The organism is Nostoc sp., assembly GCF_036917275.1.
In the GTDB taxonomy this organism is placed as follows: domain Bacteria; phylum Cyanobacteriota; class Cyanobacteriia; order Cyanobacteriales; family Nostocaceae; genus Nostoc.
This window is the reverse complement of sequence record NZ_JBALDF010000013.1, coordinates 1-20,454: the sequence shown is the minus strand read 5'-3', so window position 1 is coordinate 20,454 and position 20,454 is coordinate 1. Positions and strand designations below refer to the sequence as shown.

The 20,454-nt window shown below is 42.4% G+C and carries 14 protein-coding genes and 3 pseudogenes; 6 read left to right on the top strand and 11 right to left on the bottom strand.

Going from position 1 to position 20,454, the window contains the following annotated elements:
- Positions 1–28: 28 nt before the first annotated feature.
- A complete protein-coding gene (locus V7K35_RS05570) occupies positions 29–3,055 on the bottom strand; it encodes a PA14 domain-containing protein (protein ID WP_335077067.1) in 3,027 nt (1,008 codons plus the stop codon).
- A 1,034-nt stretch (positions 3,056–4,089) separates the two neighbouring features.
- Here V7K35_RS05570 and V7K35_RS05565 point away from each other — a divergent pair.
- Positions 4,090–4,553: pseudogene (locus V7K35_RS05565) on the top strand (magnesium transporter MgtE N-terminal domain-containing protein); the annotation flags it as partial.
- A 145-nt stretch (positions 4,554–4,698) separates the two neighbouring features.
- A pseudogene (locus V7K35_RS05560) lies at positions 4,699–4,974 on the top strand (CBS domain-containing protein); the annotation flags it as partial.
- 151 nt (positions 4,975–5,125) lie between these two features.
- Here the strand turns inward: V7K35_RS05560 and V7K35_RS05555 are convergent.
- Together V7K35_RS05555 and V7K35_RS05550 are read right to left on the bottom strand one after the other, a co-directional pair.
- The gene (locus V7K35_RS05555; protein ID WP_334792493.1) at positions 5,126–5,383 is read right to left on the bottom strand and encodes a hypothetical protein; all 258 of its coding nucleotides are present in this window, start codon (positions 5,381–5,383) and stop codon (positions 5,126–5,128) included.
- Positions 5,384–5,897: 514 nt separating this feature from the next.
- Positions 5,898–6,761 (bottom strand): SDR family oxidoreductase, encoded by an 864-nt coding sequence (locus tag V7K35_RS05550; RefSeq protein ID WP_335077065.1) that lies wholly within the window; start codon positions 6,759–6,761, stop codon positions 5,898–5,900.
- Between the two features lie 744 nt (positions 6,762–7,505).
- On the opposite strand from V7K35_RS05550, the gene V7K35_RS05545 reads away from it, so the two are divergent.
- The gene (locus V7K35_RS05545) at positions 7,506–9,107 is read left to right on the top strand and encodes a peptide ligase PGM1-related protein (RefSeq protein ID WP_335077063.1); all 1,602 of its coding nucleotides are present in this window, start codon (positions 7,506–7,508) and stop codon (positions 9,105–9,107) included.
- 435 nt (positions 9,108–9,542) lie between these two features.
- Here V7K35_RS05545 and V7K35_RS05540 read toward each other — a convergent pair whose 3' ends face one another.
- The gene (locus tag V7K35_RS05540; protein ID WP_335077061.1) at positions 9,543–11,531 is read right to left on the bottom strand and encodes a protein kinase domain-containing protein; all 1,989 of its coding nucleotides are present in this window, start codon (positions 11,529–11,531) and stop codon (positions 9,543–9,545) included.
- A 561-nt stretch (positions 11,532–12,092) separates the two neighbouring features.
- Here V7K35_RS05540 and V7K35_RS05535 point away from each other — a divergent pair.
- Positions 12,093–13,364 (top strand): DUF4255 domain-containing protein, encoded by a 1,272-nt coding sequence (locus V7K35_RS05535; RefSeq protein ID WP_335077059.1) that lies wholly within the window; start codon positions 12,093–12,095, stop codon positions 13,362–13,364.
- Positions 13,361–15,352 (top strand): ATP-binding protein, encoded by a 1,992-nt coding sequence (locus V7K35_RS05530; RefSeq protein WP_335077057.1) that lies wholly within the window; start codon positions 13,361–13,363, stop codon positions 15,350–15,352. The genes V7K35_RS05535 and V7K35_RS05530 overlap by 4 nt, the downstream gene beginning before the upstream one ends.
- A gap of 136 nt (positions 15,353–15,488) precedes the next feature.
- Here the strand turns inward: V7K35_RS05530 and V7K35_RS05525 are convergent, their stop codons facing one another.
- Complete coding sequence (locus tag V7K35_RS05525) at positions 15,489–16,292, bottom strand: SAM hydrolase/SAM-dependent halogenase family protein (RefSeq protein WP_335077055.1); 804 nt, start codon at positions 16,290–16,292, stop codon at positions 15,489–15,491.
- 111 nt (positions 16,293–16,403) lie between these two features.
- Between V7K35_RS05525 and pirA the strand changes: the two genes are divergently transcribed.
- Positions 16,404–16,559, top strand: a complete 156-nt coding sequence (pirA, locus tag V7K35_RS05520) for an arginine synthesis PII-interacting regulator PirA (RefSeq protein WP_335077053.1) — start codon at positions 16,404–16,406, stop codon at positions 16,557–16,559.
- A gap of 275 nt (positions 16,560–16,834) precedes the next feature.
- Here the strand turns inward: pirA and V7K35_RS29610 are convergent.
- The 6 genes and pseudogenes from V7K35_RS29610 to V7K35_RS05495 all read right to left on the bottom strand — a co-directional run.
- Positions 16,835–16,924: pseudogene (locus V7K35_RS29610) on the bottom strand (Uma2 family endonuclease); the annotation flags it as partial.
- Entirely contained in the window at positions 16,894–17,022 is a 129-nt protein-coding gene (locus V7K35_RS05515; RefSeq protein ID WP_335077051.1) for a hypothetical protein, read from the bottom strand. The pseudogene V7K35_RS29610 and the gene V7K35_RS05515, both read right to left, overlap by 31 nt.
- A 336-nt stretch (positions 17,023–17,358) precedes the next feature.
- A complete protein-coding gene (gene aspS / locus V7K35_RS05510; RefSeq protein ID WP_335077049.1) occupies positions 17,359–19,146 on the bottom strand; it encodes an aspartate--tRNA ligase in 1,788 nt (595 codons plus the stop codon).
- Positions 19,147–19,438: 292 nt separating this feature from the next.
- A complete protein-coding gene (locus V7K35_RS05505) occupies positions 19,439–19,747 on the bottom strand; it encodes a DUF29 domain-containing protein (protein WP_335077047.1) in 309 nt (102 codons plus the stop codon).
- 10 nt (positions 19,748–19,757) lie between these two features.
- Positions 19,758–19,913, bottom strand: coding sequence for a DUF29 family protein (locus V7K35_RS05500; protein ID WP_335077045.1), 156 nt, complete (start codon positions 19,911–19,913; stop codon positions 19,758–19,760).
- A 27-nt stretch (positions 19,914–19,940) separates the two neighbouring features.
- Positions 19,941–20,063: a hypothetical protein gene (locus tag V7K35_RS05495; RefSeq protein WP_335077043.1), complete on the bottom strand. Its 123-nt coding sequence runs from the start codon at positions 20,061–20,063 to the stop codon at positions 19,941–19,943.
- Between the last annotated feature and the right edge of the window lie 391 nt (positions 20,064–20,454).

Sequence of the window (20,454 nt, the reverse complement as noted above, 5' to 3'; positions counted from 1 at the left end):
CATCTGACTGTTCACTGTTATGTCATCTCTAAACAGGTCGGAAGCGATCAATGTTGCCGTTGGCGATGTCTGCGTAATACAGATTGCCATCCTGTCCAGTAGTGATTTGTACAGCCACTCCTTGTTTTTCTGTCAGGGTAGCAAACCGCTTAACTGAGACAAATTTGCCCTGACTATCAAATGTCAAAGCATCGATAGTTCCTTGACTGAAATCACCAACGAATAAGGCACCTCGATAGATTGAGGGGAAAGTATTGCCTGTGTAAAAGTCACCCAAGACAATCGAATTGGAACTAAAATGCTTGTAGGTGTAAACTGGTGCTGTAACAGTTTTGCCACTACTATAGAAGGCTTTCGCTGCATCTAGGTCATCATAGTTTGGTTGTTTCAGGCTGACGATATTGTTATTCGCATCAAGACCACCTTCATAGAACGGCCAGCCAAAGTTAGCTCCTGGTTTTCCGACATTGACCTCTTCGTAAAGATAGTAGCCAACATCACCAATAACAGGGGTATTAGTCTTTTTATCAATTGTAAAACGGAAGGGGTTACGCAAACCTAAGTCATAAACTTTGGAACGATTGCTATTGGGGTCACCGTTGTAGAAAGGATTACTTGATAAGCCTTTACCAGTAATCGCATCAATGTGCAGGATCTTGCCAGACAGACTATTGACATCCTGAACGCGAATTGCTCGGGGATCTACCCCATTGTAGGAAGTGCCATCTCCTACGCTCACAAACAGAGAACCATCAGTACCAAAGCGCACAGAACCAACTGAGTGAGATTCACTATCGTTGGCTATAAAATTCTGGACATTTTCGACTTTATCGAGATTATTCAGATAATCCTGCAAACTAGTAAACCGCTTACCAGTATCTTTGTTGATAATTCCTGATGGTGCGTAGCCAAGTGAGACATTTGTACTATTTCCATCTGGGTGGCTGATATTATCCCAAGTGGCATTAGTACCCAGCAGCACAACTTGGCTGCCAGCAATGGCAGTAGTGTAATTAGTCTTGGGGTCAGCTGTCACCCGAATTAGCTGTGCAGTCCGATTCCCATTTTGATCGGGATTGTCCAATGTGCTATTGGGATTGTTCTTAGAATTGTTTGGATTGGTTTCTGGTGGATCGTAAGTATACAAGAGGTAAACATAGTTGTTGCCGTTTGGATTTTTGCCAAAATCTGGATGTACGGCAATGCTTAACAAACCGCGATCGCGCGTATCATTAACTTGTCCAGAAATATCAATAAATGGTGTTGATAATAAAGTGCCGTTGTCCAAAACTCTCACTACCCCATCTTTCTGGGCAATGAACATGCGCTTACCGTCAGATGTCCAGTCAAAAGCTGTGGGTTGAGTCAAACCAGAAGCTACCGTATCGAAAGCAAAGTTACCAAAGTCATTATCGATAATAGTGACAGTTGTCTGTTGAGTATTTAGTTGCACTCCAACTGCCTTACTGAACTTCAAAGTAAACGCTTCATTTTGCTCCCCAACGGTGTCATTAATAATAGGGATAAGAATATTCTTACTAGCTTGTCCTGCTGCAAAGGCTAAGGTTCCAGATACAGCCTTGTAGTCAGATCCAGCTTTAGCAGTCCCATCCACAGTTATGTAGTCCAGACTAGCAGTCCCCAAGGTGTTACCCCGTGTAACTGTCACTGTAGCAGTACCCGCATCCTCATTAACTACTGGCTGAGTAAAATCGAGGCTAGAGCGATCATTATCTTGAATCGTAATTCCAATAGTTCTTTGGAGTCCTAATGTTGCCCCCCCTGGCTGATCAATCACAAAATTAAAAGTTTCATCTGGTTCTGCTAATGAATCGTCATTGATCGGAATGGATATCTGTCTGCTGCTTTGTCCCGCCGCAAAAATAAGTGTTCCAGCGCTTTCGGTGCCTTCACTTCCGTAGTCAATTCCTGCTGTGGCAGTACCAGCTATGGTTGCATATTTAATTGAAGAAGTGCTGCTTAAATCACCAGTTCTCAGCAAATTTATGGTAACACTACCACTGCCTTCGTTCACAGTCGTAGAAGATGATCCTAAGGTGATAGTGGACTGAAGGACTGGTGAATATAGTTGGGATTTAGGAATGATTTCCTTTGCCTGAGAGGAACTTGACCAAGCCAGTTTGGAAACGGCATAGTTGGTATTTTCGTAGTACTCAAGTTTAATATCGTACTTCTGACCTGCAACCAGTGCGATCGAGCCACTTGATTCTGTGGCAGATTGATCGACAAACTGATTGATGATTTGCTGACCATTGACCCACAGTCGCACACCATCATCAGCAGTGGTGTAGAACTTGTAAGTTTCGCTGTACTTGGCTTGCACCTGACCTGTCCAACGCGCTGAGAAGGTATCAGCACCTATGGATGAATCTGGAGAACCTTGGCCCCAGTTAAAGTTCACCGTCGGATCTGTGCGAGTTACCTTCAGGTTGGTGAAGTCTTTGTTGTCGTAGTACTCGGCTTGAAGTCCGTTGCCATTAGCAGGTGTGTTGACATTACTATACAGTTGGGACTGGGGAATGATTTCCTTGGTCTGAGAGGAACTTGACCAAGCCAGTTTGGAAACGGCATAGTTGGTATTTTCGTAGTACTCAAGTTTAATATCGTACTTCTGACCTGCAACCAGTGCGATTGAGCCACTTGATTCTGTGGCGGATTGATCGACAAACTGATTGATGATTTGCTGACCATTGACCCACAGTCGTACACCATCATCAGCAGTGGTGTAGAACTTGTAAGTCTCGCTGTACTTGGCTTGCACCTGACCTGTCCAACGTGCTGAGAAGGTATCAGCATCTATGGATGGATTTGGAGAACCTTGGCCCCAGTTAAAGTTTACCGTCGGATCTGTGCGAGTTACCTTCAGGTTGGTGAAGTCTTTGTTGTCGTAGTACTCGGCTCGGAGTCCATCTCCTTGAGAGAGCAAGCTGCTGCTAGACCCGGAAATACTGAGTTGTGCCTGATCTAGACCAGATGATGGAGCAGCAATTGTTGGACTTACAGATGTTGACAACTGTTTATTCTGTGAATTCATTGAGATATATGCCTCACAATAGAGCTACTAAAACTAATGCCATAATCAATGCTTTAGGATTAGTTTTATATTTAATATTTTCAAGGTTTAAATGCGTAATAATGCTAGGTTTAAACATATTGATAAGCTAATTTTTATTAGCCTATTAATATATTTATTAATGAATCCTGATCCGATTTTACTTAATTGCCGATACAAATTATTCCTTTGATATATCCTCCTTCCCTCCTCTGCTTTACTATTGTGCTGTGTATTTGTATCAACATAACAAAAGAGCATGACGTGATATATTTTTCTATATATTCTCGGAAAGCAGATATATAGAAAAATGTGTATGACCAGAAATACTAGAGATTACTTGAAGGGTGTATTAGTCCTTATGAATCTTTGTTTTCTTTCGACAAATTTCTGAATTTTTGATATATATAAATTCAATTTGGTGAATTTTATCAAACAAAAATTATAAATCACCATTATTGAAAGCTTCTAATCTTACTGATATGCAGGTGCATTAAGTTTGAGTGAAGCAACACCCAATCAGGGCATGTACATACTTAAGTAGTCGAAAATGATAACTTTACATATTTTAGTTTAAGTATTGTTCTTGGATTAATCAACTACACATTTGACACTAGAGCACAATGTTATGTCTATCTTTTGTGTGAAACTTTATTTAAAAATCCACATTGATATATACCTTTTTAAAGGAATATCAAATTTTTGATGATCTTTAAATAAACTTGTCAACCTACCGAATGATCCCATATTTTTTATCCAGATAAATAAAAATTATATAAAACTTGTATAAAGAAAACTTTTTTATATTTAAAGATTTGAAGAAGTATTATTTATCTCCACTTGATATTGACTGTAAATTCATATCTTTGTTATAAGAACCAGCAGAGATATAGTACTAACCTAAAGTCACTGGAGCGAAAAGTTTTGCAAAAGCCTCACCAATCGTGCATTTAAGCTCTACCATCCAGAATGTCTCACGCAGGGAATTGCGAGATTTAGTGCGGACTCAGCTGCAAATGCTCCTAGAAGCGGGAGACTTGCAGGGAGCAAAAGCTATTTTCGTACCAGTGCAGCCTGCGGTGCCGAGGCGATTGAGGGTTTGTCAGAAGCAATGCACGCTTTGGCTTTTCACTTGCTTTTTAAGGATGAGGCGATCGAACTTTATGAATAACTCGACTACAGTGTTCAAGAACAGTTAATCGACGAACTTAAAAGCCAGGAAGTCCGCGATATTGTCGATCAAATGTCGCCAGATGACCGAGCTAGGTTATTTGATGAATTACCAGCAAAAGTCGTCAATCGCTTGCTAGAACAACTGAGTCCAGCAGAACGTCAAGCTACAGCCCAACTATTGGGTTATGAAGCTGATACTGCTGGGCGAATCATGACGTTAGAGTTAATCTCGCTAAAAGAAAACTTTACAATATCTCAAGCCCTAGAACGAATTCGCAACTTTGCTAATGCCAGTGAGATGATTTATAGGACTTACGCAAAAATTGCCAACTTCGCTTAATTTATCGAACCGCCAAGACGAGGCAGTGCGTTGGGCGGCTCTGCCGACTTGAAGCAACTGCCGTGCCAAGAGCGCCGAGAATTCGTAGAGTGTGCGTAAGTCCTAGATTTATTATCTTTATGTCACTGATGCAGAAAGGCGCTTAACGGGAATTGTCTCATTACGAGAGTTGGTCACGTCTGAGCCTGAGCAAATTATTGGCGAAATTATGACCCGTGATGTGGTGTTTGTCCACACTGATACAGACTAGGAAGAAGTTGCAAGATTAATCCAAAGATATGACTTTCTGGCTGTGCCTGTGGTAGATCGGGAACAGCGTATAGTAAATATTGTTACCGTGGATGATGTGATTGATACTTTGCAACAGGAAACCTACCTTCGTTTATATCCGGCATTAATGTCACTACCATTTATGACCACAGCAGTTGATGTTGTTGGCGTTTTGATTTACTTCAATTTGGCGCGGGTAATTTTAAAATTATGAATTATGAGTTAAATATTTTTTTTATTCAAAACTCCTCACTGCTCACTCCTAACTTTTACAATTCTGATTCGGTATCTGGAGCAACAATTTCGCCAGTACCCAATTGTAACATTGCGTCCTGCTCAGTAATCAATCCGCTGAGTTCCTTCACTTGCAAATTCATTTCTTCACAAGCTTGTCTCAGTTCTCGGGCAAATTTGTTAAGGTCTTGACCATAGCCACATTGATAAGCAGCAGTTTCAATTCCTTCCTTGGCATTTGCTCTAGCACAATCTACCAATTCCGTGCCATGCAGGGGTGTAGGAGATGCCATAAACGTAGTTATATATTTCTTAAATGTTTACTGCTAGATAGATTATCAATATTTACACATTGACTCATCCCTCCAATGGAAGACAATTGGGGTCAATCAATTTTTGATTTTAGACTTCGGCTTATCTCGACTTACTTCGGCTGCGCTCGATACAAGTCGCTCAGTCGAACGATTTTAGATTTTGGATTGACCCTGGCAATCAAGTTAAAGGTCAGTCAATTAAATACAAGGACTTTGGATAATAGAATTATACTCGCGTTTCAATTCGGGGGCAACTCTATCAGACGCGCAAGGGACAAACATGCATTAAATAATGGAACTCAACAATCTTCTTTACCAGAGGCTCCGCCAACAATTCCATTATCCAAAATTTAAACATTGTAAATTCGGTAGAGTTAGGAGTTAAAAGTTGAAAATTTATCATTCCAAACTTCAAATGCCAACTCGGTTTTTGGAATTTGCAATTGAAGGAAAAACTTAAAATCCCAAATTGAATGACTCCTAACTATTTTACTTAGCCATTGACAACTTCTCCACCATTGACATGTAAAACTTGTCCAGACATATAAGAAGCGTCATCAGAGGCTAAAAATACGTAGCTAGGAGCAACTTCTTCTGGTTGTCCGGCTCGTTCCATTGGTACTTGTTTCCCAAAAGTTTCAACTTTATCTTTGGGGAAAGTTGAGGGAATTAAAGGTGTCCAAATTGGGCCCGGTGCAACAGCATTAACGCGAATATTCTTTGACATCAAATTTTGTGATAAAGAACGAGTAAAGGCAACGATCGCACCTTTTGTGGAAGAATAATCCAGTAGTTGTGGGTTACCTTTATAAGCTGTTACCGATGTAGTGTTAATAATAGAACTACCTGCTTGTAAATGCTTGAGTGCAGCTTTAGTCATGAAAAACATTGAGAATATATTAGTGCGGAAAGTGCGCTCTAGTTGCTCTTTGGTGATTTCCTCAATACTTTCTTGAGGATGTTGTTCTGCGGCGTTGTTTATCAGAATATCGAGTTTACCAAACTCACCAACTGTTTGTTGTATAGCTTGCTGACAGAAAGTTTCATCGCCAATATCGCCTGCGATAGTTACTGCACGACGCCCTTGTTTTTCTACCAAATGTTTTGTTTCTTTGGCATCGTCGTGTTCATTTAAGTAAAGGATCGCCACATCTGCACCTTCTTTAGCAAATGCGATCGCTACAGCACGACCAATACCACTATCTGCACCCGTAATTAATGCTACTTTATCTTGTAACTTGCCATTACCCCGATACTGGGCATCATCTGCTTTGGGTTTTGGTGTCATTTCTGATTCAACACCTGGTGTTTGCTGTTCCTGTGGCGGTTGTAACTTTTTCTCTTTTGATTTAGGCATAGGTTTTGTCTTAGTAATTGAATATTGAATATTGAATTGGGGATGGGGCACTTGTACTGAGCGGTGTCAAACTATTGGTTATTCCCCGTCTTCTCCTTGTTTCCTTCATCCCAGCAATTCTCATTCCAAAACTAAACCTCGGATAGAATTTTCGCTCCAAGGTTTGTTTTTTGCTTTAGCTCCCACATGCGATTTGCAATTTTAGGCGTTTATACACCTTAATAGTTGCCAAATGTACTTATTCCTCGCAACTAGACGCGGCTTAGAGCATTTATCTTCACAGTTCATCCACGCTATGAAGCTGATAACGAAAAACAAGTACGTAACTCTCATCTGATGAAGGATTTCTCGTTTTTACCTGCTTTCAACTTAACTATTATATTGCTCTACTTTATCGCTCCTTAGAGGTAAAAAAACTGAATTTTACTCAACCTTAAGACTGAGAATCAATTAATTAAATGATAGTTACTTAATTAGTCTATAATCATCTCTATTGGCTCAATAATCATGCCATTTTCGATAAATAAAAATAAAGATTTATACTTTCTGACTTCGTGTTTGCAAAAATACTTACAATCATGCCATCGATTTTAGTTAATTTTAATATTTATTTTGGCTGATATCTGCATAGCTATCTTCTTGCAGACTAAACTCATTACAAAAGTATCTGACGACTAGTCCTGAAACTAATAATCCAAAAGCCTGCATGGTGCGCTACATTGAAATCATTTGAGGGCTGGGGTTATGGCAATAGAAAATATTTCTGAGTTAGAACAAGTTGAAAAGTTTCGCAACTTACAATTAACTCTACGCGATCGCTGGAAAACGAGCGAGCTATTTGACAATAGTGAAGCAGATATTTTAATTATTCCCTCTCTGAGTATCGACCAGGGCGAACTCCAAAAGATCGAAGGCTGCGAGCATTATGAAGAAAGATTACTATTTTCTTTGATCCGGTTGCAGAATCCCCGAACTCGGCTGATCTATGTGACATCAGTACCACTGCATCCTAGTATCATTGATTATTACTTGCAACTTTTGCCAGGAATTCCCTTTTCTCATGCTCGCAATCGCTTGCTGCTACTTTCTACTTACGATTCTTCCCTTAAGCCTCTGAGCCAAAAAATTTTAGAACGCCCCCGCTTGCTAGAGCGGATTCATCAAGCTTTGAGGCTAGACAAATCGTTTATGATCTGCTACAACTCAACACAATGGGAAGGTGAATTGTCTGTAAAATTAGGTGTACCACTGTATGCTGCTGCACCAGATTTACAGATTTGGGGGACAAAAAGTGGCAGTCGGCAAATCTTTGCTGAAAGTGGAATACCTTATCCAGATGGCACCGAAAAAGTTTGGAACCACACAGATTTGGCAGAAGCTACTAGTGATTTGTGGGAACGCCAACCGACATTAAAACGGGTAGTGGTGAAACTTAACGAAGGCATTTCTGGAGAAGGGAATGCGCTGCTAGACTTTAGACCAATTGAGAATGTCGCACCAGGAAAAGGGACTCGGGCCGAAAGGGTAGCAGCAATTAGCGATCGCTTCTCAACAATGCGCTTTCAAGCAAAACAAGAGACTTGGGATCATTTTTGCGGAAGAATCCCTGAGTTAGGGGCACTCGCTGAAGCATTTGTGGAAGGGGAAATTAAGCGATCGCCCAGCGTCCAAGGAAGGATCACACCCAATGGCGAAGTGGAAATCCTTTCAACCCACGACCAAATTCTCGGAGGCCCAGACAGTCAGATTTATCTTGGTTGTCGCTTCCCAGCTGATGAAAGCTATCGGTTGCAATTACAGCAATTGGGATTACAAGTTGGCAGAAAACTAGCAGACAAAGGTACTTTAGAACGATTTGGATTAGATTTTATCGCTGTTGACAAGGGTAACGGAGAGTGGGATATTCAAGCGATCGAAATTAACCTGCGTAAAGGCGGCACAACTCATCCATTCATGACCCTGAAATTATTAACAAACGGTCGCTATGACCTTTCCACGGGTTTATTTTATACTCAGGAAGGTCGTCCAAAATACTACATCGCCACTGATAATCTGCAAAAAGAGCGCTATCAGGGATTGTTACCGAATAATTTGATGGATATCATCGCTGAACACAGATTGCACTTTGACAGCTGTAGTGAAACAGGCACAGTGTTTCATCTTATAGGTTGTCTTTCGCAGTTTGGCAAGTTGGGATTAACCAGCATCGGTGATTCCCCGCAGCAGGCACAAGACATTTATAACAAAGTTATCAAAGTTCTGGATGAAGAAACCCGCAGCAACAATCAGAATTTATCGGCGTTTTCAGATTATTCTTTTCCCGTGGCTTGGGATGAATATAGTTAATAAATGTCGTTTGCAACATTCTTTTACCCCCTAAACCCTTTTAAAACCTCGTTTCCAGCCTCTGGCTGGAAATGCTCTTGAATTGCGGCTTTGGCGCTAGTCTTGAGGCAGAGCCTCTCATTCGTGGGACTTAAACAGTTCGCATTGGCAAAGCCTCTCGTAGACAAGCGTCTTTAAACAGGAAAAGCAACTGGTGTGCAGTTTCTAACCGCTCTTTTCACTTGAATCCTAATTAGCTAATTAGTTCTGAGTCGAATGGCACTAAGAAAAGCCGAAAGGCTTGTGTAACCTCGTTCCCAGTCTGAAGACTGGGAACGAGTTTCAAGAGGCTCTGCCTCTGGTCAAGAAAGAGGAGGCGAAGCCTCCCAAAATAGTTTCCCAGCCTGGAGGCTCTTAACGAGACAAAACAAGACTTTGGACTTATCTTAGTGCCATTCAGTTCTGAGTCTGTTCGTTATTAGGTAAACCTTGCTGATTGCTTGGCTGTTTCCGAGATTGAGATTGAGTATATATATAGGTTACTAATCCTAAAGTCAGCCCAATGGCTAAGACCACTCCCAGGATTCGCAAAAAATTGGGAGTAATTCTCCTAGCTAGCTGCTCGTTTAGCTTTGGCTGGTAAATAGTGTCATCCGTTCGCACTTGTGGTCTGCCTTGATTAGATGCAGGCCGCGGTTGAAACAATGTCACATCTGGCGGCACTTGTGGTCTGCCTTGATTAGATGCAGGTCGCGGTTGAAACAACGTCTTATCTGGCGGCACTTGTGGTCTGCTTTGATTAGATGCAGGTCGCGGTTGAAACAACGTCCTATCTGGTGGCACTTGTTGCCCACCTTGATTAGATGCAGGTCGCGGTTGAAACAACGTCTTATCTGGTGACACTTGTGGCCCACCTTGATTAGACGCAGGTCGCGGTTGATACAACGTTACATCCGGTTTGCTAGCGTTCGGATTATTCACAGGACTCTGTTGATTTTGCTCAACTGGGTTAAACTGTCTCGGAATAGTTTCGTTATTTGAACCTTGATTGTGCCCTGCCTGAAGGGGAGGAACGCTTGACTCAGATTGGTTTTGCTCAATCGGGTCAAACTGTCTCGGAACGGTTTCGTTATTTGAATCTTGATTGGATGCAGATTGGGGGCGAATGATAGTGTCGTCGTTCGATTGTTTCGGAACAGTTTCGTGATTTGAATCTTGATTATACGGAGATGGAGGGCGAATAATGGTGTCGTCGTTCGATTGTCTCGGAACAGTTTCCTGATTTGAACCTTGATTGGATGCAGATGGAGGACGAATAATGGTGTCGTCGTTCGATTGTCTTGGAACAGTTTCGTGATTTGAACCTTGATTGGATGCAGATGGAGGACGAATAATGGTGTCGTCGTTCGATTGTCTCGGAACAGTTTCGTGATTTGAACCTTGATTGTAGGGAGGTTGCGATTGCCCAGTAATCTGTTCCGGTACAGTAGTCCCTGTGACAAATTTGGCAGCAGCTTGCAAAGCCTGATTCAGTTCTTCTACTGTTGCAAATCGGTTAGCTGGGTTTTTGTGGAGGCATTTCATCACCACCGCTTCTATTTGTACGGGTAAATTCTCACACCCTGGTTGCGATCGCAGTGGTTTCGGTGGCTCATAAGCATGAGCTAATACCCAAGAAGCTTCACTGATATGACTACCCTTAATGCTGATTCCAAATGGGTCGGCTGCACTCAGCATTTCATAAAGGATAATCCCTAAGCTGTAAATATCACCTCTAGCGTCTAAGTTTTTATCGCTTTGGATTTGTTCAGGAGGTGCGTAACGAAATGTCCCGATAAATGTACTAGTTATATTTGTAATGTTGGAATTTTCTAAAGATTCACTCCGAATTTTGGCAACACCAAAATCCAAAACCTTTACCCACTCTCCCAAATCTGTAGGCACTAAAAATATATTATCTGGTTTCAGGTCACGATGAACTACCTGAATATGTTCAGTGGTTTTTCCGCCATCCCGTCGGAGAGTAACTCCTTGATGAGCAAGCTGTAGACCCTTGCAAACTTGCGCCATAATCTTCACCGTCCGCTCAACGGATAGCCGTTTTTCGCGCAGCAGTAGTTGTCCAAGCGTTTGCCCCTGCAAATATTCCATTACGTAAAATGGAAAACCTTCCGGGGTAACTCCACAGTCACTAATCTTAACAATGTGGTCACTTTGCAAAGCAGCACAAACTGCCACCTCACGCTCAAAACGCTTTCTCATTTCTTGCGATGCCACCAGCGTATCTTTGAGCAACTTCAACGCTACCTGCTGACCTACACGGGTGTCTGTTGCTAGGAAGACTTCTCCCATGCCACCCCCGCCTAACCGTCTGTCTAAAAGGTATCGCTGATTATCACCTACGAAACGACCAATCCAAGAATTTGAAGAAGGTGGGGATTTCATCTGGGCAACCCATCCTAGTTACTTTAAAGTGTTAGCTTTAGTCAGAGATAGTACTAGTATTACAAATATGAGTGCTTGCTTCGTAAACTAAATAAATACTCGTAATTTATACTACTAATATTTTTAATTATACTTAGATTAACATAAAAGTAATCCTAGCAATTTGATAAAATGTTTAAAATTAAGACCGATGACAGTTGAATTTTGTTCCTGATGTTAACTTAACGCAAATTCGACGAGGGTCGTCAGCGTGACTATTTTTTACTCATTTTGAGCTATGGCAGACTTTACTCATCGAATTAAGTTACTTTTATCTGCTAATAAGTAGTAGTGGATCAAGAAGTAATTGAGAGGTGGGATTGTTCGTAGTTTGCAGTTTATCACTAAAACGCAAACTACGAACCTAGTAAGTCAAGCTTGACAGACTAGAAATTATTAATGTGCTTTTGTATGCCGTGCAGATAGTCTCCATTACAGAATATTTCAAGTTTTGCAAAATATATTTTGTCAATTTGCTCTGACATACATGATTGATACGTGCTATTGCCATGAGGAATGAGAATGAGTAACGTGCTCTCTATAGCCGCCGTGACAGCAGTACTAAAAGTCTTGCTGGAAAATGGTTTAGTCAGTGATCCGATCACTGCTAGTGTTGGTGATGTAATTGTAACTGCTCTACCGCCTGATCGAATTTCAGTTGAAGCTGACGCACGTGCTCAACTCAACCTTTTTCTTTATCAAGTGACGCAGAATCGCAATGTCGATTGGGTATCTCAAGAATTTCGGAGCAGGCACTCACAGATTAATGGAAAACCGCGCTCTTTGACTCCACCACTAGCTCTTGATCTGCATTACTTAATAACAGCTTACGGAGCCAAGGATTTTCAGACGGAGCTTTTACTTGGCTATGCAATGCATTTATTACACAAAACATCAGTTATTACATCTGATATTATTAAGAATACTCTGATAAATGCATCTACAACCAATACCTCAAGTGCTTTTTCACAAGCTATGGCAGGTGCATCTGTATCTGATTTAGCTGAAGAAATTGGGCAGATAAAACTGACTCCAGAGTTTTTTAACATGGAAGAAACTTCTAAGTTATGGTCTGCTTTCCAAACGCACTATCGACCTTCAGCTACCTATCTGGCGTCAATGGTAGTGATTGAGAGTAATAATGACAAGTCTGAAAGCTTCTACATGATGCCCTTGTCTCAACCGAATATAGAGCAAGTTATGGCTCCGGCAAAGACTGATCAAATAATTGTTGCAGGCACAACATTAGTAATTCGTGGTAAGCGGTTACGCGGTAAGATCACACAAGTTCGTTTGGGGAATACGGAGACATTAATAGTACCTCAAGAAGTCAAGGAAACACAGATTACCTTGTTAGTCCCGCCAGATTTATACGCAAGTGTGCAGAGTGTCCAAGTTGTACATCTAACAATGGGCAATGCAGGGCAAACGGATCATCTAGTTGAATCAAACGTTGCGGCTTTTGTCCTCCATCCAACAATTACAGCATTCGTCACTCAAGTGGAAAATAGCGGCGACAATTTACGCGCAGCAGAAATTACCGTTAAATTCCAGCCTAAAGTTGGTAAGGCACAGCGAGTAGTTTTGTTACTCAATGAAGTGTCAGGTGATAGTCCGGTGGCTTACTCTTTCTTGGTTGCATCACGCACCGAAGATACTGATGCAATCACGATTCCTGTTAAAAATGTCAAGCCAAGAACTTATATTGTCCGGGTGCAGGTAGATGGGGCACAAAGTCCACTGCACAAGAATCAGTCTGGAGAATATGATTTGCCACAGGTGACAATTCTATGAATACTATAACAATTAATCATAATTGGAATGAGGCAAACTACCGCTATCTATCAGCAGCCCTAGCGTTGGTGTGTGGTATTTTAGAAAATCACGCGGCAAGGGAGCAAAATCAACCAGAGGAGAAAAACCAAGAGTATTTACAGCAAGCGCTACAGGAAGCAGCTGCTGCTATGCCTGCACCATCGGCATTGGAGAGAGTATGCAAAATGTTTCGCCTCTCATCCTTTGAACGTGATTTGTTGCTATTGTGTGCAGGGATGGAATTGAATGGAGATTTTGTGAAATTGTGTGGTACAATGAACGGCGATTCACAACGAGCTTACCCAACCTTGAGTTTAGCTCTGGCAGCCTTACCTGACGTCCACTGGGATGCGATCGCTCCAAATGCTCCCTTACGTCATTGGCGGTTAATTCAAATTGGTGACGGTCATTCCCTTACCCTCAGTCCCCTAAGAATTGAGGAGCGGATTTTACATTATCTCACGGGCATTCAATATCTTGACGAACGGCTAGCTGGCATCATTGAACCATTACAAGAGGTTAGTGATTTAGTCCCCTCGCACCAAGATTTAGCAGAGCGAGTAGCAGCAGTTTGGTCACAAGCTTACAAAGTTAATAGCTTGCCAATTATCCAATTATGTAGTAAAGAAACTGATAGCAAACGCGCCATTGCCGCCACAATTTGTCAACTACAGGGCTTAAGCCTGTGGGTAATGCCTGCACAAGTCATTCCATTAGCATCTAAGGAGTTGGATAATCTCATCCGCCTGTGGACTCGCGAGACGATTTTAAGTAACAGTGCCTTACTTATAGACTGCAACAAACTGGACACCAATGAGCCGGCGCGGCTGAATGCGATCGCTCGTTTCATGGAATGCACAAAAGGCTTTTTAATCGTTACGAGTCGGGAACGGATAGGCTTATCACAACGCTTGCTAGTAAACTTTGACGTGCATCAACCAACTATCAAAGAACAAGGTGCAGTTTGGCAAGATGCACTAGGTGCGATTGCACCGCAAATGAACGGGCAAGTTAAAACCCTAGTTGATCAGTTTAACCTAAGTGCCGCAACTATTCGCGCTGCTTGTGCAGAAGCCGCAGGACAATTAGCACAAACACCAGAAAACGATATCACTAGCATTTTATGGGATGCCTGCCGGGTGCAAGCACGTCCCCGCTTGGATGAACTCGCCCAGCGAATTGAGCCATCTGGTGATTGGGAGGACTTAGTATTACCAGAGGCACAGAAACAAGTTCTCCGGGACATTGCGGCTCATGTCCGTCAACGAAGTACTGTATATAACAATTGGGGTTTTGGTGCAAAGAACGGGCGGGGGTTGGGAATCAGCGCTCTATTTGCAGGTGCTAGCGGCACAGGTAAAACCTTGGGGGCAGAAGTGCTGGCCCAGAAATTGCGCCTCGACCTTTATCGTATTGACTTATCATCGGTAGTCAGCAAATATATTGGGGAGACAGAGAAGAATTTGCGCCGGGTGTTTGATGCCGCAGAACAAGGCGGCGTGATTTTGTTATTTGATGAAGCTGATGCCTTATTTGGCAAACGCAGTGAAGTTAAAGATGCCCGCGATCGCTATGCAAACATCGAAGTCAGCTATCTATTGCAACGCATGGAAAGCTATCCAGGTTTAGCAGTCTTGACTACTAACCTGAAGAGTTCAATTGATACAGCCTTCCTGCGGCGGATTCGCTTCGTAGTGCAGTTCCCCTTCCCAGATACAACGCAACGAGCCGAGATTTGGCGACGCGTCTTTCCAGCCGACACCCCAACCGCAGACTTAGATGCTCTGCAACTGGCACGGCTAAATGTCGCTGGGGGTAATATCCGTAACATAGCCTTAAATGCAGCTTTTATAGCTGCCGATGCTGGGGAACCAGTGCAGATGAAACATGTGTTGCGGGCTGCTCAGGCAGAATATACCAAGTTAGAGAAATCTTTAACTGACGCGGAAGTTGCAGGGTGGATGTGATTTAAAATCAATTTAGTATTATAGCAAGGGACTGGGGACTAGGGACTGGGTGAAAAGGCTTTTTGTGTATAAGTTTTATCATCTGTTAATGTCCTAACCACCTTGGCTGTTGCTATAATTACGCGAGGTGCGGTATTTAACTTAACACAACTTGAAGCGTTTCTTGCAAATCTAACTGTAACTGTGAATGAGCATTGCCGCTGTTAATGGCAATTTCTACCCAGCCGTGACTGCCAACTAAAGCTATTATCTCTCCTACGTTGACATCACTGTAAGTTTCACAGCCTGGTATTCTCAAAAGGGCGGCTTGCACATACCAAGTTTTACCTTGTACATAACTGCCTGCAATGTTACTCACTAAGTTGCCAAAATTGTCAATATATTGAATGCAACCCACTATGCCAGTGGTTGTCTGCTTGCACTCGCCTATATCTAGCTTTACCAAACTTGCTGGATCAATTTCTTGTCCTAACTGTTTGAGGGAAACACCACTAGCAAGATTAGCTGCCACTGGTGCAAAGATATCTCTACCGTGAAAAGTCTTGCTTGGTTGGGGAGTTCGCCAATAGTTAAGATTTGTAAGTTCGACGGCTGCGATCGCTGGACTTTGACTAAGTACCCCACTGAAGATACCATTATCTGGGCCTACCAGAAACCCTTGAGCAAATTCTACTGCGATCGCTCGTCGCTTGCTTCCCACACCCGGATCTACAACTGCCAGATGCACTGTTCCAACGGGGAAATAGGGATAAGCATTCATCAGGCTAAACCTGGCTGCGGCGATATCTTGCGGCGGAATTTGGTGCGTTAAGTCTACCACCGTCAGTCTGGGGTTAAGTTCAGCGATAACTCCCTTGATTATGCCTACATAAACATCGCGATCGCCAAAATCGCTCAGAAAAGTTAGGAGTGGTTGTTCACCTATCTGGTTCTTAGACATATTTTTGATAGAATGTATATTAAAATAGAACTTTCTGTAGCAACAGCTACAAAATTTGTGTTATGTTAAGAATACAAGATATAAAGCGAAAAAATAAAGAAGGTAATCACTATGAATCAAAGTAGACTACAAAGTGCCAGGAAAGCACGAGAAGCTCACAGAGCCAATATTCAAAGAAGCCTAGAGCATCGCTTGCAAGTTGCCAGAGCAAAAGGCGACGAACAACTGATTCGTCAACTGGAAGCTGAGATGAGGTATTCGGGCTAAATCAAATTTTCAATGTTCTTAGTTTGTTGTGTAACCCGCTACGGCGGGTTTTTTTTGTTTTTAGGGAGTTTTCTGGTAATTTCGCTCTTATACCAATTTAATGTGAAGCTGCACTAAATGAGTAACTCTCTATTCTTGGCGCTCTTGGCGTACTTGGCGGTTCGTTTAATATTCTGTGCATCTTCATACAGAATTGGTATTACAGCCTTTTCGATTAATTGAATTACCGCACTCCCTATTCCCTATTCCCCACCCTCATACTTATGGCTCAACACCCATAAATAAGAGCGATGCCGTCTTTCCCACCAGTTATCAGCTACTTGTACATCCAAGCTCAAAAATACATTAGGCACAATCGGCGGTTGCTTATTATAGAGTCTTTGCCAAAATTATTTTCATACATTTTACAGCAAAGTTTATTGATATCATTTGCCCATACTGTTTGAATATTTGCATTTGCCATACCCAGGTGAAACCCACCGATACCAGCAAAAAGCTCTAAGAGGTTGTTTGAAAAGTGGTTAACTGTGATTTTAATTGCGTTGTTACCCCCCTTAGTCCCCCCGATATATTGGGGGGAAACAAGAAAAATCCGGTTCCCTCCCCAATATATCGGGGAGGGTTAAGGAGAGGTAAAAAATATTTTATACATCATTATGGACTTTTCAAACATCCTCTAAGGCTTTGAGTTTGTTTGTTGTCATCTATAAATTTTGAAACAAATTATGGCTGTGGGCAAAGACGTATATTATGTAATTGGTGGGCATTGCCCACCTTACTTAGGCAATTCCTTAGTTAACTAAGACTTTGGTTTATAAGTCGAAGCAACATGCAATTCTTTCAACTGTTTAGCATCTACACTCGAAGGTGCATCTGTTAACAAACAACGTGCTTGTTGTGTCTTCGGAAAAGCAATTACATCTCGAATAGATTCTTCTTTAGCTAGCAACATTACCAAACGATCTAAACCGTAGGCGATGCCACCATGCGGCGGTGTACCATATTCAAATGCTTCTAAGAGAAAGCCAAATTTACTTTGTGCTTCTTCAGGAGATAAACCAATCGCTTCAAAGACTTGCTGTTGAATTTCTCGCTGATAAATCCGCAGACTTCCGCCGCCAACTTCCACGCCGTTGAGTACCAAGTCGTAAGCTTGGGCGCGGGCAGTTTTTAAATCGCTTAAATCATCAGGATGTGGTGCTGTAAACGGGTGGTGCAGTGCTTCTAGACGTTTTTCGTCAGCATTCCACTCGAACATCGGGAAATCTGTAATCCACAGCAAGTTGATTTTTTCTGGATCAATTAACTCAAATTCTCTAGCGATCCCTTGCCGTAATCTATCTAATGTCTTATTAACTGTAGCAGCTTCCCCTGCCCCAAACAATAGCAAATGTCCAGCTTTAGCATCTGTACGGCGTAAAATTTCTTGTTTTTGTTCAACGCTGAGGTTGTCTTTTATCGCCCCAATGGTGTCAATTTCGCCATCCTCCCTGACGCGGATATAAGCTAAACCTTTCGCACCAGCTTCGCTGGCTTCTTTAAATAAATCGCCGCCTGGTTTAATGCGGACATTAGAAATTACATCGTTACCGTTGGGAATGGGGAGAATTTTGACGATACCACCATTGTTAACAGTGTCCCGAAAGACTTTGAAACTAGAGTCTTTCACAATATCTGAAACGTCAACTAATTCCAAACCATAGCGGGTATCTGGTTTATCACTACCGTAGCGTTCCATTCCTTCGGCGTAAGTGAGACGGGGGAAAGGGCGCTGTAACTCAATTCCTTTAACCGTTTTGAAGATATGGCAAACTAACTTCTCATTTAGTTCGATAATTTCTTCTTGGGACATGAAGCTCATTTCCATGTCCAACTGAGTGAATTCCGGTTGTCTGTCGGCGCGTAAATCTTCGTCACGAAAGCAACGCGCAATCTGATAATATCTATCTAAGCCGGATACCATCAGCAATTGTTTAAATAGCTGGGGTGATTGCGGCAAAGCATACCACTCACCAGGATTGACGCGACTGGGTAAAACATAATCCCGCGCCCCTTCTGGGGTAGAACGGGTAAGTATTGGGGTTTCGACTTCGATAAAACCTTCCAAATCTTCCAGATAACGACGCATGGCTTTAACAATTTGATGACGCAGTTGCAAATTTTGCGCCATCCGTTCGCGTCGCAAATCCAAATAACGATATTTCAGCCGCAAGTCTTCCCGCACTGTCTCGGTGTCAGCTACGGAAACTTGAAAAGGTAACTGTTTGCGAACAGCGTTGAGGAGTTGAATTTTATCGGCGTAGATTTCCACTTCGCCTGTTGGTAGGCGGGGATTCAAAGATTCTTCGGGACGGTGCGTTACCCTACCAGTGATTTCGACAACATATTCATTTCGTAGGGCGTTCGCCTGTTCGTATGAGTCTGGGGTGCGTTGCGGATCGCTGACGATTTGGACAATTCCAGAGCGATCGCGTAAATCTAAAAATATCACACCACCGTGATCGCGGCGACGGTCTACCCATCCGTAAAAGGTAACTGTTTCTCCAATATGTTCTTTTCGGAGTTCGCCGCAATAGTGAGTTCGCATAAGTGTTAGTTCTGTTTGTCTGGGCTAGATTGGCAAGAAAATGTCAAAGCCTTCCCATTATCTAGCATCAATAGTAATTGTAGTAATAAACATACAATAATCTCACGCCAATTTGGCAAAGGTCGATTGGGGAAGTGGGTGAGACGCAAAAAGTGAAATAAGACGCGATCGGGCTAAGAAATTATCACATCCTCTCACCGTGTCTCAGCAGCACCATGTTTTCCATAATACAATGTTCCCATTATTACAATATTTTTTGTGTAACTTAACTATGGAACACAACTGATAACTGTTAATCAGTGTCTCCATAAAAATCTTCATCTAATAACTGTTCTATCAGAAAAGGACAATCGAGAGGATATTCTGCGTCCGTTGGTTTTCTCACTCCTAAATTAGCTTTTTTACTTTCTTTGATTACCAGTTTACGTGCATCGGCATAGGCTTGGGAAATAACTTCAGTAATATAGTTTTTAAAAGAAGGATTTTCTGCTAAATCCTTGTTCACTCGAAAACGATGTTCTGTGACAGAACTATACCAGCTTGTTTTCATCATCTCAGGAGCATCAGATTGAACGGTTAACTTGAGTAAATGAGCAATCAAGATTGTTAAATCACTCAGAAATGACCGTTTTTCTGACTTTCCCCATGTGTTCTAATTCTAAAAGCAAATGCTCCCAATCTATATTATTAAAACGATGTTCTTTAATCTGCTCAATAATGCTTTCTCGCCACAGATTAAAATCTTGTTCATACAGTTTATTCTTCATATAGCAGTCCTAAATCATTTGTGAAAATTATATGTCTCTTTCTTCTTTCTTCCCTTTGCGTCCTTGGCACGCCAGTTGCTTCAAGTCGGCACAGCCGCCCAACGCACTGGCTCGTCCTTGGCGGTTCGTTTCATTATCTACATTTTTCACAACTCAGATAGGATTGCTATATACCAGTTCTGGTTTACGTGAGGTACACCCGTAAGAGGATGTTTGAAAAGTCATGATTGATGTATCAAATATTTTTTACCCCACCCTAACCCTCCCCTTGTCAAGGGGAGCCACAGCGTTGGGCGGGCAATGCCCGACTTGAAGCATGTGGCGTGAGGGAACTAGATTTCCGGTCTCCCCCCTTGACAAGGGGGGATTAAGGGGGGTAAAACGCCTGTGGGACATGCAGGGTACTTTGTTTTACCTGTAAATCACGAGGGAGACCGCTCCCGTCGCGAGGGAGACCGCTCCCGTCACGAGGGAGACCGCTCCCGTCACGAGGGAGACCGCTCCCGTCACGAGGGAGACCGCTCCCGTCACGAGGGAGACC

Excerpts from the sequence above, each read along its gene's own strand:
- V7K35_RS05555 (WP_334792493.1), bottom strand. The coding sequence starts at position 5,383 with ATGGCATCTCCTACACCCCTGCATGGCACGGAATTGGTAGATTGTGCT.
- V7K35_RS05550 (WP_335077065.1), bottom strand. The coding sequence starts at position 6,761 with ATGCCTAAATCAAAAGAGAAAAAGTTACAACCGCCACAGGAACAGCAA.
- V7K35_RS05545 (WP_335077063.1), top strand. The coding sequence starts at position 7,506 with ATGGCAATAGAAAATATTTCTGAGTTAGAACAAGTTGAAAAGTTTCGC.
- V7K35_RS05530 (WP_335077057.1), top strand. The coding sequence starts at position 13,361 with ATGAATACTATAACAATTAATCATAATTGGAATGAGGCAAACTACCGC.
- V7K35_RS05515 (WP_335077051.1), bottom strand. The coding sequence starts at position 17,022 with ATGGCAAATGCAAATATTCAAACAGTATGGGCAAATGATATCAATAAA.
- aspS (WP_335077049.1), bottom strand. The coding sequence starts at position 19,146 with ATGCGAACTCACTATTGCGGCGAACTCCGAAAAGAACATATTGGAGAA.
- V7K35_RS05500 (WP_335077045.1), bottom strand. The coding sequence starts at position 19,913 with ATGAAGAATAAACTGTATGAACAAGATTTTAATCTGTGGCGAGAAAGC.
- V7K35_RS05570 (WP_335077067.1), bottom strand. The coding sequence starts at position 3,055 with ATGAATTCACAGAATAAACAGTTGTCAACATCTGTAAGTCCAACAATT.
- V7K35_RS05540 (WP_335077061.1), bottom strand. The coding sequence starts at position 11,531 with ATGAAATCCCCACCTTCTTCAAATTCTTGGATTGGTCGTTTCGTAGGT.
- V7K35_RS05535 (WP_335077059.1), top strand. The coding sequence starts at position 12,093 with ATGAGTAACGTGCTCTCTATAGCCGCCGTGACAGCAGTACTAAAAGTC.
- pirA (WP_335077053.1), top strand. The coding sequence starts at position 16,404 with ATGAATCAAAGTAGACTACAAAGTGCCAGGAAAGCACGAGAAGCTCAC.
- V7K35_RS05525 (WP_335077055.1), bottom strand. The coding sequence starts at position 16,292 with ATGTCTAAGAACCAGATAGGTGAACAACCACTCCTAACTTTTCTGAGC.